The following is a 17161-nucleotide window of genomic DNA, read 5'->3' as shown; positions in this document are numbered from 1 at the left end:
TTCATGATGAAAAATTGTACAAGATGTTAACCAAAATTACCAATCATCCTGTCGGCGCTGCGCTGCAGTGGTGTAAACTGGCCATATCTGTGTTAGTGTTGCAGTTCGTAGCCTTCAGTTTATACGCCCAGAATCTTTCCAACAAAGGGAAGGATTTCTGGGTAGGCTACGGACACCATCAGTTCATGGAGCCCGGTAACTCCAACAGCCAGGAAATGATCCTGTACCTGAGCGCCGAACAGGCCGCTACCGTTACGGTAAGCGTTACCGGCACGGCATGGACAAGGACCTATAACATCCCGGCCAATACGGTGATTGCATCAGACCTGATTCCCAAGGTCGGCGCCAGCGATGCCCGCTTATATTCTCCTCCTCCTTCTTTCGGAGGTACCGGTGGGGAAGGGATATTCACCAATAGATCCATTCATATCCAGAGTAATGTGCCCATCGTAGCTTATGCACATATCTATGGCAGCGCCTCTTCCGGTGCTACCATGCTTATGCCGGAGGAAACATGGGGCTATTCCTATATCTCCGTGAATAGTCAGCAGAACTATGGCTCCGACTGTTTTAACTGGATGTTTGTCATCGCTAATCAGAATAATACTGTTGTTGAGATAACCCCTTCCGTATTGACCCGTAATGGCCGCCCGCCGGGTGTGCCTTTTACCGTAACACTCAACCGCGGAGATATTTACCAGCTGGTAGGTGCTTCACTGGGTGGCTCTCTGGGGCGTCAGCTGACAGGTACTGTTGTCAAATCCATCGGTAACGCCAACGGACAATGTTTTCCGGTAGCTGTATTTTCCGGCAGCAGCCGTACCGCCATTACCTGCACCGGAGGCACCAGCAGTGGTGATAATAATATTCAGCAGGTGTTCCCCTTCCAGGCATGGGGAAAACGTTATCTGACAGCGCCGTATTCAGCGTCCAACAACCCTATCAGTAGTCAGAACGCTTATTTCAAGATAGTGGTGAAAGACCCGGCTACAGTAGTCAGGAAAAACGGAGTCGTACTGCCCATAGGGACACTGATCAACAACTCCTACTATGAATACCTCAGCGGTACCGCTGACTATATCGAATCAGACAAGCCGGTGTTGGTAGCACAATATATGCCCTCTTCCGGTGAATGTGGTAATACGGATCCCCTGGGCGACCCTGAGATGGTGTACCTGAGCCCATTGGAACAGGCCATTAACAGGACCGGTTTTTACCGCAACACCCGTGAAAGCATTACGGTCAATTACCTCACCATGATCATTCCTACAGGTGGTCTGGGTTCGCTTAGGATCGATGGTTCCGGGCTTTACGATTATTCGTATGTGCATCCCCGTTTGGCCGGTTACACCGTGGTGGTCAAACGCTGGCCCGCCGCGCAGGCCCAGTGTATTGTGACAAGCGACTCCGCTTTCATTGCTACTACCTACGGCCTGGGCTCTGTGGAAAGTTATGCCTATAACGCCGGTACGCTCATCAACAACCTCAACGCAGTGGGTTCTATTCACAACGAATACGATACTTCCAAAGCAACCAATGATTTTACCTGTACACAAACACCGGTAGAACTATCCATCCTCATGGCTTATCAACCCACCAAAATGGTGTGGAAACTGAGTCTGCTGGGAGCAGCTATTACACCCAATGCAGACGTGACGGTCAACAACCCGGTACCTTCCGGCACCGTAGTGATCAAAGGCATCACTTATTATAAATACACCCTGCCCGGGTCCTATAAGTTCACCACGGAGGGTGAGCAAAATATCACGGTGATGTCTACCCATCCGTCTATTGAGAACTGTACCAATACGGAAAAAGTAGGCTATACGCTGACGGTGAAAACCAAACCCCGTGCTATTGCTTCTTATACCTACACCGGCTGTACCCTCGACTCGGCTATTTTAAAAGGAGATAATAATCAACCCGACTATAAAATAGACCGCTGGAAGTGGGAATTCCCCGGCCCTGTGCTGGATAGTGGCATAGAAGTACATCATGCTTTCCCGGTAGGCCCGTCCAATGTAAAACTCACCGTGATCTCCAAAGACGGATGTGTGGGTGATACCGCCTTCCAGATAACGGCTGCTGCCAAACCGGTGGCCGCTTTCACCAGCGATGCCACTGCTTTGTGTGAAGGTACTGCTGTAAAATTAACGGACAACTCTACCTACGGTGGTACTGCTCCACTAAAGGAATGGTATTGGAATTTCGGCAATGACTCAGTACTGAACGCTACCACCAATGCCTCACCATCTATGACCTACAACGGATATAAGACCTATACCGTAAAACATGTAGTGAAAGTGAGTACGCTGTGTGTGAGTGATACTGCTACACAAACTATTACGGTATATGCCAAACCTCACGCGGACTTTACCTTCCCCGGTAATTGCCTGCCCGTAAATGGTGTGGTGCAGTTTAATACAGCAGCCACTGTCCCTGATGCGCAAACCATCACCGGCCATAGCTGGGACTTTGGAGATGCCGGCGCTACGCCAGCCAATCCCAATACTTCGACGTTGTCTGCGCCTACACATGCTTATGCCACCTTTGGTTCGTATAACATCAAATACCAGGTAACTACCGATAAGGGCTGTACGAAAGATACTACCATCACGGCCAGCTTCAAACTGAAGCCACAGTTGGCTTATACCGCGGTGAACGGCGTTTGTGTTAACGTGAAAGGTACAATACCAGTAGCCAATGCCAGTGTGAAAAATGGTGTAACCGGTAAGGGATATTATAAAGGTCCTGCTACCGATTCATCCGGTAATTTCACACCTTCTGTAGCCGGTGCGGGCACACATAAAATCTGGTATGTGTTTAATACCGCTACTGGTTGCTCAGACTCCATCGCTACAGATATCACCGTATATCCCAAACCGACAGCTGCTTTTGCGGCAACGCCCAGCCTTTGCCTCGGACAGCCGGCCGCCATCACTGACCAGTCTTCCATCAGCACCGGTACCATCACTACCTGGAAATGGGACGATGGTAATGGCAATCAGACTGTCGCCACCAACAACAATCCTTTTAATATCAACTATGCCGCAGACGGCACTTACCGCGTGAAACTGGTAGCTGTCAGCGATCAGCAATGTATCAGCGATACCGCGACTGTAACAGTGGCCGTACGTCCGTTGCCGATAGTGAATTTCCAGCTGCCGGCTTCTGTTTGTATGCCGGAAGGCAGCGCCACCTTCACCAACCTGACTACTATCAAGGATAACTCTGCACTTTCCTGGCAGTGGGACTTTGGTGATGGCAGTGCAAAATCAGCATTAAAAGATCCTTTGCATAACTACACCGCCTATGGTCCGTTTGATATCGTGCTGACCGCCACTTCTGCCTTTGGTTGTACCGATCAGAAGAGCAATCGTCTGGAAACCTTCTTCGGACAACCGGTAGCATCCTTTAAAGTGGCGCCTGATACTTTATGTCAGGGTACTGATAATGCTTTCACCGACCAGAGCACTGATGCCCGCAGCAACATTACGCAATGGCAATGGTCTTTTGGTGATGGTACAACATCCACCGCACAAAATCCGGTGAAGAAATATACCAGCCCCGGTGAATACGGTGTGCAGCTGAAAGTGGTGAATGCAGCCGGTTGTACATCGGCACCCTTCGATAGTAAGGTGGTGGTGTATCTGCAGCCGGTGATTGATGCAGGTCAGTCTTTTGTGGTGCCACAGGGAACCGTGATTACTTTCCGGCCTACGGCCAATGATTCTGTCAACCTGAAGTTCCGCTGGGAACCTGCGGCTGACTTCCCGAACCCAACACTGTTTTCACCGGTGATCGCCGCCATGCACGACCAGGTATATACGCTGACCGCTATCGGTAAACACAACTGTACCGCCAGCGACCAGATGTCTGTAAAAGTGCTGAAAGCAGTGGTTCCACCGAATGCCTTTTCACCTAATGGAGACAATATCAACGATAAGTGGGTGATCTATAACCTGAGTGATTATCCCGGCAGCAAAGTGGAAGTCTTCAATCGCTACGGCCAGCGGGTGTATTATTCAGACGGTTATGCACTGCCCTGGGATGGTAGCTTCAAGGGAAATCAGCTGCCGGTAGGAACATACTACTATGTCATCACCCTGAGGAACGGATTTGCGCCACTCACAGGTTATGTGGCCATCATCAGATAATGAACAACATTCACATAAAACACCGACAGCAAAATGAGAACTAAAATTGCAACATGGCTCATGTCAGTGACAGCCTTCTTCGCCTGCTCAAAGGCGATGGCACAGGCTGACCCGCACTTCTCACAGTATTATACTTATCCGTCCTGGCTCAATCCTGCGCTGACAGGCGCATTCGACGGCGATTACCGGGTAGCGGCCATCTATCGTACACAATGGGGAAATATCAGCCCCTTCAAAACATATGGCGTTACAGCAGAACTGCCTACCAACAGGAATATCAACCTCGGCGCCAGTGTGCTTAACCAGGCTGCCGGTGACGGTGGATACAACTATACTACCGGGTACGTAAATGCTGCCTATACCGGCGTAAAGCTGGACGCAGCACATTATCATCAGCTCAACTTCGGTCTGCAGCTGGGCTTTATACAGCGCCGCTTTGATCCTTCCAAGCTCACCTTCGGGGAGCAATGGAATCCGGTGACCGGCTATAATCCCGGTAATCCGGTAACGGACATGCTTACACGTACCTCATCGATTTCATTCGATGCCGGTGCCGGAGCATTGTATTATGATGCCACCCCCGGAAAAAAATACAACATCTATGGTGGTTTCTCTGTGATGCACCTCACTCGTCCGCAGGACCAGTTCAGTGCTGCCGGTGATGCCCGCTTCCCGATGCGCTTTAATGTGCATGGTGGTGTGAAGTTAACGTTGTCGGATATACTGAGTGTTACACCCAATTTCCTGTTTATGCAGCAGGGACCTGCGCAGGAGAAAATGATTGGCGCTTATGGTCAGCTGACCGCTGCACCAGGTACTGATTTCCTGCTGGGACTCAACTATCGTGTTAAAGACGCTTTTACCACACATGCCGGGTTTATCTATAAAACCATGATGCTGGGCGTCAGCTACGATATCAATACTTCTGATCTGAATAAGATGGCCCGTGGCTCCAACAGCTTCGAGGTATCGATCACCTTTATCGGACGTAGGAAAGTGAGAACACCGGAAGTGGAATTTGTATGTCCCCGTTTGTAATCAATTTTTAAAAGTAACAGGCATCTCATGAAAAAAATATTCGTTACCGCTTCCATGGTGCTGGCAGGATTAGTGTCGTATGGACAATTTACCTATGATTACCTGAAAGCTGCCGATCAATATTATAAAAAGGAAGATTATAACTCTGCTGTGCAGTATTATGAAAAATACCTTGGCACCAAAAACAAGGCGTTCCGGCGTGATTCCTACAAGCCTTACGCCGCCGTAACTACCAGCAGAAAAACTGCTGCTCCGGTAAGTAGCGAGCAGCAGGCTGTATATAAACTGGCGGAGAGTTACCGTAATCTGCACAACTACGGAAAGGCGGCGCCTTATTATGAAACCGTGATGGAGGCTGACAAAAACAGTTTCCCGCTGGCAGGATACTACTATGCTGTTTCCCTGCGGGCATTGGGTAAATATGAAGACGCGGAAAAAGCCTTCCGGAATTTCCTGAATGGTTATGGCTCCAAAGATGGCTATAGTACAGCAGCTGCCCGCGAGGTGGATAACCTGTCCTTTATCAACGGCCAGCTGAAAAGAAATGATTTATCAAAATATGAAGTCCGCAAGGCCCCGGCAGCGCTGAATACCACAGGCGCCAGTTATGCGCCCTGCTGGACAGCTGACGGAGCACTGCTGTTCACTTCCACCCGTCCTGATCCTGATAGAAATAAAGGTTATATCAACCGTGTTTATACCGCAGATTATGCCAACGGGCAGGCGTCCAATATCAGGCTGCTGACCTTAGCGCAGCCGGAGTTGCTGCACCAGGGAGCTGTCAGCCTCACACCGGATGGGCAGCAGCTGTTCCTCACCCGCTGGCATATCGATCATGGCAAAAAAATCACCTCCATCTGGACTTCCCGTAAAAATGGCAACAGCTGGAGTGAGCCTGTACAGCTGGATGCAACCATCAACGTGCCCGGCAGCAACACCCAGCAGCCTTTTGTATTGCCGGATGGCAAACATCTGCTGTACGCCAGCGACAGGCCCGGTGGACAGGGTGGCTTCGACCTGTGGTGTGCAGTACTCGATGAAACAGGTAAGCCTATAAGTACTTCCAACCTTGGAACAGTGATCAATACAGCCGAAAATGAGCAGGCGCCTTGTTATCATGCCGCTACCCGCACCCTCGTATTTTCTACCGATGGTAGAACAGGGATGGGAGGTTACGATTTTTTCAGCAGCAAAGGAGAGCCAGGCAACTTTCAAACGCCCGTCAATATGGGATATCCTGTCAACTCTGTAAAAGACGATATCTATTTCGCGAGCCGCAGCAACAACCGCAATCTGCTGGATGATGTGCTGCTGGGGACCGATAGAGCCGCCGAATGTTGCCTGGAGCTGTTTTTCCTGCATAAAGACCGGCCCGCACGGCAGCTCAGCGGGGTGGTAGTGGCCTGCAATAGTAATACGCCGGTAGCCGGTGCGGAAGTGCGTATCATCGATACGGTCCGCCATACGGTAGTCACCACCCGCAGCACCGCAGCTGACGGTAGTTACGCCTTCACTATGGATGAATATCAGCCGCTGGTGGCCGTTGCTAACGCGGACGGTTATACGTCATCCACTCAACGGATAGATGTGCCGGCAGATGAAGATGCGGAAGCTATTACTGCGCCGCTGTTGTGCCTTACACCGATAGTAGCACCGCCTTCACCGGTTACCCTTGAAGATGTGTACTACGATTATGATAAGTCTACCCTCAAACCGGAATCTTTCACCGCACTGGATAAACTGGTGGCGTTGCTGAATGGAAATCCTTCTATGGAGATAGAGCTGAGTGCTCACACCGACAGTATCGGTACCAAACGTTACAATCAGCGCCTGTCGGAAGCCCGTGCTAAAAGCTGCGTAGACTATCTGATAGAAAAAGGAATAGACCGCAACCGCCTTACCTATAAAGGTTATGGTGCTTCCATGCCGATAGCGCCCAACTCCCTGCCGGATGGCACAGACAACCCGGAAGGCAGACAGAAGAACAGAAGGACCACTTTCACTGTGCTGAAGAAATAACGGAGCATATGTTTTTAACCTAAAACATTGAGTCATGAAAAAGTTTGTGTTAACTGGTTTGATGGGATTGATAGTGATATGTGTACAGGCCCAGCAACAGCCGCATTACACACAGTATATTATGAATCCTTTCATCATCAATCCTGCGGTAGCAGGAATAGAAAATTACTGGGACCTGCGTCTGAGCCATCGTCATCAGTGGGCCGGGCTGAATGGTTCGCCGGTAACCACTTATTTCACGGTGCATGGACCATTACGCAAATCGGACTACAGTACATCATCACCTACCGGCTTCGACATACAGGGTGAGAATCCGCGGGGAAAGGCTTACTGGCGGGATTATACTACGCCACCGCCACATCCCGGTGCAGGGCTGACCATCCTGAACGACAAGGCCGGGCCACTCAATCGTTTTTCCATCAGCGCTGCGTATGCCCATCATATCAACCTGTCGCCCCGTACCAGTCTGAGTGCAGGGCTGTCACTGGGTATGCAGCAGGTGAGCCTGGATGCCAGCAAGGTGGGGTTTTTGGACCCAAACGACCCGGCTATCAATGGTACCGGTATCCTGAACCGCTGGCGCCCGGATATCGGGGCGGGGTTATGGTTGTATTCAGCAGATTATTTCGCTGGCATCTCCGCGCAGAATATCATCCCGCAAAACATCGGATACGATAACGGGAAGCTGGTAGGCGACAGCCTCTATCGGGGGAAACTGGTGCCACACCTGTTTTTCACCACAGGCTATCGTTTATGGATAAACGATGATGTCAATATACTGCCGTCGGTGATGATCAAATTTATTACCGCTATGCCGATGAGTGTGGATGTGAATGCCCGTGCGATGTTCAGGGACCGTTTCTGGATGGGAGCTTCCTATCGCCTGCATGATGGTGTGGCGGCCATGTTCGGGGTGAATATCAATTCCACTTTTAACATTGGTTACTCCTACGACTATACGGCTTCTTCACTGAATACGGTCAGTAAAGGATCTCATGAGATTATGATCGGGTTCCTGCTGGGTAACAAATATGGTGATACCTGTCCGAGAAACGTCTGGTAAAAATTACATCCAACAAATAAATATCAATCAAAATAAACACTTAAATCCAAATTGTAATTATGAAACAAGTATTGCGTTGCATGCCCTATGCACTGGTTCTCTCTGTAGTTGTATTTTTTGCTGCCTGCTCCAAAGACGGAGCACAGGGACCTGCTGGTCCTGCCGGAACCGCCGGTACTAAAGGCCCTCAGGGTCCTAAAGGGGATTCTGGTTTGCCCGGTTCTGCCAATGTGATTTATTCTGGTTGGTTGGATGTTCAGTTTCAGGGAATTCAAACGGCACCCAACTCCAGCGGGGGTGTAGACACTGTTCTTTATGGTGCCGTGATCTCAACGCCTAAAGTTGATTCTATCCTGCTGGGTAATGCGCTGGTGAATGTGTATATCAATCTGGGTACAGCATTACAGCCCAGGATTGTAGTGTTGCCTTATACCGACGAGGGTGGTGTTATTATCCGTTATGTAGCAGGTAATAAAGCTATTACGGTGGTATCTAACGCCAACCCTGGTACGAGAACTACTGCCAGCGGTAAAATTTATCAATACAGATATGTAGTAGTACCTGGTGGTATTGCTGCCCGCTCTGCCAGCACTTTCGACTGGAAAAATTATGGTCAGGTGAAGGAAGCCCTGCACCTGGAAGATTAGGTTAATTACTCATAGCCTCCAGCATAGAAATAATGGTCTCCCTTTCAAGGGAGACCGTATACTGAAGCTTTTATTTTTTAACGATTGAAACCTGTGTATGAACAAGTATCAAGATTTTACGGACCACGAATTGATCCGTATGTATATCGCCGGCAATAACCAGGCCTTTACAACCCTTGTGCATCGTCACAAAAACAGATTATATACCACCATTGTACTCCTGGTCCGCAACCGTGACCTGGCCGAAGATATTTTTCAGGAAGTATTTATCAAGATAGTCAATGCCCTGCATAGCGGGCAGTATTCAGACAATAACCGGTTTCTGGCCTGGGCGGTACGTATAGCCCACAACTGCTGCATCAGCCATTTCCGTAAGGTCAATTCCTGGTCTAAGACAGTAGTGGCCGGCTACAACGATGAAATGGGTGATAGCCTGGACTATATGGAACACAGCATTGAACATCACCTGATCGCCCACGAAACCAGTCAGGAGATCAATGCGCTGCTGGACCAGCTGCCAACCGTACAGCGGGAAGCGGTCATATTACGCTACTACGCAGACCTGAGTTATAAAGAGATGGCACAGACAGTAGGAATCAGTATTAATACTGCATTGGGAAGGGTAAGGTATGCATTGATGAACTTAAGGAAGCAGATGTTGGTGGAAGGGGAGGGAGAAGGAGAAGTCCAAAGCAGGTATATATAAGAAAGACAGCGCTTTAATTGAGGGTATTGATGAGGTTAACCACCACTTTGATTATTATCTCCATCTCGTCGGCTTTACTTTCCGCAATCATCAGTGTCAGGGCTACTAAAGCATTGTCTGCGATACGTTTGGAACCATCTTCTCTGTACAATAAATTGTTTTTCTCAATAAACCAAACAAACAGAAAGGCGGCGATACGTTTGTTACCATCTGAGAAGGAGTGGTTTTTGATCACGAAATACAGCAGATGTGCTGCCTTTTCTTCAATGCTTGGATATAATTCCTTGCCATCAAAAGTTTGGTAGATTACTGCAAGCGAACTGCGGAAAGATTCATCTTTCTCGTTACCAAACAGGGTGCTGCCACCAAATCTGTCCTTTAATCCGTGAATGGCTCCCATAGCTGCTGAATAGGTAATACGGAAAAGTGTATCTGAGGTAGTGCCCTGTATGGTTAACTGTTGATGATCATATTTGTCCAGGACGTCTAATGCGTAGGCATAATCAGTAAGCACTTTTAACAGTCCTGTTGCTTCGTCTGTATTGAGCGGTTTACTTTCCAGTACATTGCCCATCAGCCGTATCGTGTTTTTAAGAGTGACGAGTTGATCACCTTGCTCCTTGAGGCGTTGCTCGTTCAGGACGTAGCCTTTTATCAGATAATCTTTTAGTATTTTATTGGCCCAGATACGGAATTGGGTACCTCGTCGGGATTTTACACGGTAGCCTGTGGATATGACTACATCGAGGGAGTAGTAGCTTGTAATTTTTTCTATCTGTCTTTTTCCTTCAGCTTGAACAGTCAGGTATTCCTTGACCGTTGCATTTTTGTTGAGCTCACCTTCTTTGTAAATGTTTTTAATGTGAAGACTGATATTTTGTTTGGTTTGTTCAAACAATTCAGTCATCTGGGTTTGGGTAAGCCAGATCATATCGTCTTCAAGTTTGACCTCAATAGAGGTTTGTCCATCTTCTGTTTGATAAATAAGCATAAGTTTATTTTTTATTTCAGTAATATGGAACATAAAGAAATGGCTTTTGTTAATGATATATAAATGCTGCCCTATTTTTTGAATATAAGAGCTGTTGCATCATTTTTTCCTTGTTAAGAATCATTTTTGTAGATCCAAATATATGAACTTATTATTTTAATATATATTGCTCAATATTAATTATTTATAAGTTAAATGTTTTTAGTTTGCTTTGTATCTCTTTGTGGTGGCTGGTTTGGTCGTTGTGTTAGTTGTTGTGTCGTTTGTAATTCTCTGTCATGGCTTGTCTTGAGCTGTCAAGGAATCCTTGACAGCTCAAAAAATAGAAAATCATCCCATATTTAGCTAGCATTATAAAAAGTCCCGTAACCCAATATCATAAGGCTTTAAGAAACTTTTTAAAACCCCTTCGTCCTGTTCCTGAAATTTCATCCTGAGCGGATTTTCACGCCGGACCTGCCGATAGATCGGCAGGAGTGATTACAATTAAACGCCTCCCTACAGATATTACACTTTACGTGTATATACGCAATCAGAAATTGCGTATATGCTTAACATTTTTATTCGTTCCTGATTCCGTAATTTCGTACCCGCAGTTTCCGGAAAACAGCACCTGTTTTATTCACCTACAATTCCCCAAAACATAAAGGTACACCTCAGTGCAGGTGTGTCTTGTGCAGAATTTCATTTCAATTTAAAAACCCCATGTCATGAAAATGTTAGCAGCTAATCTCGCTGGCGCTATTGGTTCGCGCTATCTGAAAAATAAGAACCAGCTCATCTTTGTGGAATACGACGGCTTCATCTCTACCATTGACCTCGCTCCTGTTTCAGCAGTCGTTATTTCCCAGGGTACTACAGATATCAAAGGTACCTGGTTGTTTGATTGTGAAACCGGTACCAACGTTAGTGCCGGTGCCACGGCTGATATCTGGTGGGAACAGATAGACACGGTAAAAAGGCAGATGGTGCCACAAGGCAATGCACAGATCGTCAATCTGGGTATAGTGGATTTCAACCAGATCACACCCGCCGTTTTACAGTCGTACAACTATTCCAATACACCTATTATCGGTAACAACGATGCTTCCAATAAACTGGTCAATGGAGATGTCTTTTGTGTACATACCCGGGAAGGCAATTATTGTAAACTGATGGTAGTAGCGTATGGCTATAACCTCAAGGTACAATGGGTAACCTACAAACTAAACCCAACGTATAAACGTATCGGCAGCGGTTATACTAATCCGGAAGATATTGCGGTGATGGCCAATGAACAAACCGCCTTTGTTTCGGAACGCAGCGGCGATATTATGAAAGTAAATCTTGCCAGTGCCAACCGTGCCGCCGCTACGGTAGTATGCTCCGGATTAACCGCCCCGCAACAGCTGTGGCTGGACGAAGCACATATGACAGCTTATGTCGTGGAATATGCTAACCCGGGTAACCTGTTCCGCATAGACCTCACTACAGGCACTAAAACAGTACTCTACAGCGGACTTAACTTCCCCGTGGGGCTTACCCTGTCTTCAGACCTGTCTTTTGCATACGTAACAGAACAGGGTCTCTCCGGCATCAGCCGTATAGAACTGAGCACCGGTATCAAAATACTCATCGCAGGTGGACTGACTGCTCCGTTTTTCCTCACCTGGACAGACAGCACAGAAAGCCGGCTGCTGGTGGCAGAACGGGATCCGGCCAACCGCATCTCCAGCGTGGATGTTACCAAAACAACAAATAATGTCAACCTGTTTATCAGTAACACAGCTTCCCGTCCTTCCAGTATAGTGGCCACACAGCCCGGCAGCTATTGTGTATGCTGTAATAGCGAAGTAGACCAGTATGCCCTCATGGCTGGTACCGGCACCGGATGGTACAAGGGAATCGGTTTTGTGCCCTGGAACCTCATTACAGCCGTAGGAAAGGCCGATACAACCACACAGCCGGCCTACCCCTTCCAGTTCCCGAAAGACTCGCCTTTTGGTGGTACCCTGCCGGTAAATATTGATCATTACAATGCCTGGAGCAGCGGCATCAAATATTACAAGGTGCTGATAGATGGTAGCCCCCGTTTCGAGTCCTGGAACGACTTACGCCTGAACACCACCAACGGGTATTATGATATCATCGAATTACAAAAGCCGGATGTCAGCGGGTTCTATAACATACACAATCCGGCTGCTATGTATTACAATACAGACCTGGGCTGCCTGCTCGAGAGTACTACCGTGTCCAACGGACAGCATACGCTCATAGTAGAGTTCTACGATGCAGCGCATGTACAGGTGTCTTCTATGACTAATAAGTTGCTGATCAATAACGAGAAGTGTGTGGCCAGCCTCGATGTCCCCTTGCTGAATACACATCCGGCTAACGGTTGCGGCTATCTGAAATATATGAATGCAACAGATCAGGTAACATTGCGCTGGTCTGCAGCTCATCCGCAGGGCTTTGCCACCTGGTCTTTCAATATTATAAAAGGACTGAATGGTGGGGTATACGCCGATTCAGGTGCTTTGTTCCCTGCTCCGGTGCATGGACAGGATCTGATAAAGAATGTGTCTGACCTGCTGAATAACTGTCCGGGTGTAGCGGCATTTGCAGAATCCCTGTATGTGGCGTCCACTGTTATTAACGGCCATAGTCGTCAGAGTCAGCTGGATGCTGAATCCTCTATTGCTTTCTGCCTGGCACCCTGAGAAAACAATGGGTTAGTTGCCCGGTTATAAATGTTGTCCCCGTATTCCCGGTACCGGTCTCTTACTCCGGCAGCTACCCATGCCTGTTGAAGAGAAGCAGGGCCGGGGATACGCAGGACTGCCGGTATGCAGTTGCTCACCGGCAGTAGTATTTTGTTACAGGCTGAGTTCAGGTAACCCTTCATATAGAGCTCTGGCGATCACGGTTTCATCGTCCGGCTTTACTTTCCGGACAGAATTGACAGGCCAGTATTCCAGCTGTTCTGCCGGATATTCATATTGAATGATATTACGTATATCCGTTTCAGTTACATCCTTCTCTATCCATTGCAGGGCCAGTTCATTCGGCAGCATAAGCGGCATCCTGCCGGCATTGTCGCCTCCGTTGTGTATCTGACGCATCACGGGATTAGCGGCGCGTGTCAGCAGGGTGAACGTAGGGATACGTTCCGGCTTGTCCACATCCCAGGAGTTGGAATAGGCCCATAAGCCCGCAATGAGAAAAACATCCTGCTCTTTGGAATGGATATAGTAAGCTACTTTATTTTTCCATTCGGGTATCTGCCGGTATTCGAAGAAGCCGGTGACCGGTATCAGGCAACGCTGATGCCGGATGGCATTCCACATGGTCCCGCTTTCCAGCACTTTTTCACTGCGCGCATTAAGATACATTTGCCGCTGTCTTTTAACTTTTTCAAGCGTGTCCAGCAGCTTGGGAACAGGCCCCCAGGTGTATTTGTCCACTTTCAGGCCGTTGTTGTTAACAATCACCGGCCATTGTGGAAAAGACATCCCTATTTTATGATAGGTGGTGTCGAAGTTCAGGTCCAGATTGCCTGCTGTTTTTAACAGCGGTACCGACTTCAGTATCCGTTGCAGGTTGGCATTAAGGGCGATATCGTAACACATGTTTTAACTTTCGATTGCCGGTAAAGGTACTTTTAATTCTTCATGCTGATATCGCAGCGAAATATATAGATCCCCGTAATGCAGACACAACGTGGCACTGGTTTTTTCGGGCGGCCATTGGGTATGGCGGCTGATATACTGTCGTACGACAGGTGCCAGTTGTTTGTCCGGTGTTTGTTTGTCGCCGGCAATCAGCGCTACGTAAATTTTATATCCTGTAGGCTGCGAAGCAGCAGTATACAGCTTCTCCACTTCTTCCGGATGGAACGACTGATAAATATATTTTCGCCGGTCAAACCGTATATGCTGAAAATGTGCATTGGCCGCAGCGATATCCTTATAAGGTGTGATCAGCAATACTTCCTTTATGTGTGCATCGGAAGGTGATTCGCCGGCAGGATAAGACTGCCGTACAAAAATGGTAAACCCTTCCCGCAGCAGCGCTGATAACAGCGCAGCTGATAATAATACTAACGGATTGTGCATAACATTGTCGTTTCTCTATTTACGCATATCTACTATCACAGCGGTGATTACACCCCATACCTGAAAATCAGCCTCTTCCGTTATAACAATCGGTTTGTAAAAAGGGTTCTCCGGATGCAAAACCCAATTACGCCCAGCCTTTACCAGCCGTTTGATGGTAAACTCTCCATTAAGGACCGCCACAATAATATCCCCGGTGGAAGGACGAATAGAGCGGTCTACCACCGCCAGGCAACCATCCGGGATATGGGCTTCGGTCATACTGTCGCCCTTAACCCGGATGATAAAAGACTGGTGGGGATTAGGTTGTAAAATGCGGGAGAGATCAATCTCTTCCGGCTCATAATCCAGCGCAGGTGAGGGAAGGCCCGCGGGTATAGTCGTGTCAAAGAATGGCAGGGTCATATTCAGCTCACTCAACTTCAATGCTTCCATACTACTATCGCTTTTAATGTTTGCTAATTTTATTAGCAAAATAAAGCTAAATAATTTAGTTGAAAAAATCCGTTAACAGATCATTTGCAAAAGACGTAGAACCGCGGCTGCAGCTGCTAGCGCTTAAGTTACAGCAAATCAGCACAATGACTGCTTTGACTGCTAAAACAGGCGCAGGGATATTTTTGGGCTACTGAACAGCTGTCGCAGTCTGCTGCGGTGGAATTTCCGGGGAATAAAACAGCAATAAATTATTTTATGTAATTTGCTGTGCAGATGTTAATACTTGATAATATTACTGTTTAAAGTCTCCATACCAGACATCAGCCGCGAAGATCCCCATCCACAGCAGGAAACCAAATCAACATGGCACAGTATAACCTGGCTTTTATCCGTAAATAACATTGTTTAATGACCTTTAAAACTTAAAAACTAACCTATGGCTTACATAATGGTAGACGTAGAATCTGATGGGCCTATTCCCGGTGATTATTCCATGATTTCTTTTGGCGCCGTGCTGGTCAATGAATCACTCAACACCTCTTTTTACGGGCAACTGAAGCCCGTTTCAGAACAATATATTCCTGAAGCACTGGCTGTATCAGGCTTTACCAGGGAAGAGACCCTGCAGTTTGATGAACCACAAAAGGTGATGCAGGATTTTGCAGCCTGGTTAAAAGAAAATTGTAAAGACCGCCCTGTATTTATCAGCGATAATAACGGGTTCGACTGGATGTTCATTTGCTGGTACTTTCATCATTTCACTGGTGCCAATCCTTTTGGTCACAGCTCCCAAAATCTGGGCAGCCTTTATAAAGGACTCGTGAAAGATACTTTTCAGAATTTTAAACATCTGCGAAAGACCAAACACACCCATCATCCTGTGGATGACGCCACAGGCAACGCAGAAGCGCTGCTCACACTCAAAAAGGAATATGGTCTGAAAATTAAATGGTGATTAACAAAAAAATAAGTTTGATTTCCCGATTTACTTATTATTTTTGTCCCGACATTATGATTATCAACATACATATCCATCATCACCATCATACTTACCGCACAGGTAGGCTGGGATGATAATGTGTATAACCACCATATTAGATTCATCATCAGGGGCTTACCAACAGGTAAGCCCCTTTTTTATTTTTACACATCATGAAACTAAAGATCGCCATCCAGAAATCAGGCCGCCTGCACGATGATTCCATCAAATTGCTGAAGGAATGCGGCATCGACATTAACAATGGTGTTAACAAGCTTAAAACGGAAGCCAGCAACTTCCCGCTGGAAGTGTTTTTCCTCCGTGATGATGATATCCCGCAATATATTGAAGACGGGGTGGCGGATATTGGTATTGTAGGTGAAAACGTAGTGCTGGAAAAGAAAAAGCAGGTTAACATTGTAGAGAAGCTCGGCTTCGGAAAATGCCGCCTGTCCATGGCTGTGCCTAAAACCATGGAATACAGTACAGTAAAGGATCTCGAAAACACCAGGATCGCTACCAGTTATCCTGTGATCGTGAATGAGTTCCTGCAGCGCAACAGCATCATGGCCGAAATCCACGAAATCAGCGGCTCCGTGGAAATAGCCCCAGGCATAGGCCTCGCTGACGCTATCTGCGACCTCGTAAGCAGCGGCTCCACTTTATTTATGAACGGCCTCAAGGAAGTGGAAACCGTCCTGAAATCAGAAGCGGTGCTGGCCGCCTGTCACAACCTCCAGCCGGAACAACAGATACTGCTGGATAAACTGCTGTTCCGCATCCAGGCAGTGAAAAAAGCAAAGAACAATAAATATATCCTGCTCAACGCACCCAATGAAAAACTGAATGATATCATCGGACTGCTGCCAGGTATGAAAAGTCCTACCGTACTGCCTTTGGCAGAACAGGGATGGAGCTCTGTTCACTCCGTACTCAATGAAAATGATTTCTGGGATATCATCGAAAGTCTGAAAGCAGCCGGTGCACAAGGTATTCTTGTCGTGCCCATCGAAAAAATGGTGATCTAAA

At 47.5% G+C, this 17161-nt stretch carries 13 protein-coding genes; 9 read left to right on the top strand and 4 right to left on the bottom strand.

Annotated features, from left to right (window positions below; all coding sequences use genetic code 11):
- Positions 1–23 precede the first annotated feature (23 nt).
- From KD145_RS13915 to KD145_RS13890, 6 genes are all read left to right on the top strand, one after another.
- The gene (locus KD145_RS13915; RefSeq protein WP_212006458.1) at positions 24–4157 is read left to right on the top strand and encodes a PKD domain-containing protein; all 4134 of its coding nucleotides are present in this window, start codon (positions 24–26) and stop codon (positions 4155–4157) included.
- A 33-nt stretch (positions 4158–4190) separates the two neighbouring features.
- Positions 4191–5195, top strand: a complete 1005-nt coding sequence (locus KD145_RS13910) for a PorP/SprF family type IX secretion system membrane protein (RefSeq protein WP_113617318.1) — start codon at positions 4191–4193, stop codon at positions 5193–5195.
- A gap of 27 nt (positions 5196–5222) precedes the next feature.
- Positions 5223–7214 carry an OmpA family protein gene (locus tag KD145_RS13905; protein WP_212006457.1) on the top strand — a complete coding sequence of 664 codons (1992 nt, stop codon included), beginning with the start codon at positions 5223–5225 and terminating at the stop codon, positions 7212–7214.
- Between the two features lie 34 nt (positions 7215–7248).
- Entirely contained in the window at positions 7249–8277 is a 1029-nt protein-coding gene (locus KD145_RS13900; RefSeq protein WP_212006456.1) for a type IX secretion system membrane protein PorP/SprF, read from the top strand.
- A gap of 59 nt (positions 8278–8336) precedes the next feature.
- Positions 8337–8924, top strand: coding sequence for a collagen-like protein (locus KD145_RS13895; protein WP_212006455.1), 588 nt, complete (start codon positions 8337–8339; stop codon positions 8922–8924).
- 97 nt (positions 8925–9021) lie between these two features.
- Complete coding sequence (locus KD145_RS13890) at positions 9022–9630, top strand: RNA polymerase sigma factor (protein ID WP_212006454.1); 609 nt, start codon at positions 9022–9024, stop codon at positions 9628–9630.
- 13 nt (positions 9631–9643) lie between these two features.
- Here the strand turns inward: KD145_RS13890 and rhuM are convergent, their stop codons facing one another.
- Positions 9644–10621 carry a virulence protein RhuM/Fic/DOC family protein gene (gene rhuM / locus KD145_RS13885; protein WP_249219833.1) on the bottom strand — a complete coding sequence of 326 codons (978 nt, stop codon included), beginning with the start codon at positions 10619–10621 and terminating at the stop codon, positions 9644–9646.
- Between the two features lie 710 nt (positions 10622–11331).
- On the opposite strand from rhuM, the gene KD145_RS13880 reads away from it, so the two are divergent.
- On the top strand, positions 11332–13320 hold the full coding sequence (locus KD145_RS13880) for a hypothetical protein (RefSeq protein WP_212006453.1): 1989 nt from the start codon (positions 11332–11334) through the stop codon (positions 13318–13320).
- A gap of 156 nt (positions 13321–13476) precedes the next feature.
- Here KD145_RS13880 and KD145_RS13875 read toward each other — a convergent pair whose 3' ends face one another.
- Genes KD145_RS13875 through KD145_RS13865 form a run of 3 tightly spaced genes read right to left on the bottom strand, consistent with a single transcriptional unit; the run spans position 13477 to position 15150 of the window.
- Positions 13477–14229 (bottom strand): SOS response-associated peptidase, encoded by a 753-nt coding sequence (locus tag KD145_RS13875; RefSeq protein ID WP_212006452.1) that lies wholly within the window; start codon positions 14227–14229, stop codon positions 13477–13479.
- 3 nt (positions 14230–14232) lie between these two features.
- Positions 14233–14715, bottom strand: coding sequence for a hypothetical protein (locus KD145_RS13870; protein WP_212006451.1), 483 nt, complete (start codon positions 14713–14715; stop codon positions 14233–14235).
- A gap of 15 nt (positions 14716–14730) precedes the next feature.
- Positions 14731–15150: a LexA family transcriptional regulator gene (locus KD145_RS13865; protein ID WP_245957484.1), complete on the bottom strand. Its 420-nt coding sequence runs from the start codon at positions 15148–15150 to the stop codon at positions 14731–14733.
- A gap of 439 nt (positions 15151–15589) precedes the next feature.
- On the opposite strand from KD145_RS13865, the gene KD145_RS13860 reads away from it, so the two are divergent.
- Both KD145_RS13860 and hisG read left to right on the top strand, forming a co-directional pair.
- On the top strand, positions 15590–16108 hold the full coding sequence (locus tag KD145_RS13860) for an exonuclease domain-containing protein (protein WP_212006450.1): 519 nt from the start codon (positions 15590–15592) through the stop codon (positions 16106–16108).
- 197 nt (positions 16109–16305) lie between these two features.
- Complete coding sequence (gene hisG, locus KD145_RS13855) at positions 16306–17160, top strand: ATP phosphoribosyltransferase (protein WP_212006449.1); 855 nt, start codon at positions 16306–16308, stop codon at positions 17158–17160.
- Position 17161: the final 1 nt, after the last annotated feature.

Source organism: Chitinophaga sp. HK235 (assembly GCF_018255755.1).
Lineage (GTDB): Bacteria > Bacteroidota > Bacteroidia > Chitinophagales > Chitinophagaceae > Chitinophaga.
The sequence above is the reverse complement of the archived record's forward strand: the minus strand, read 5'-3'. Positions and strand labels throughout refer to the sequence as shown.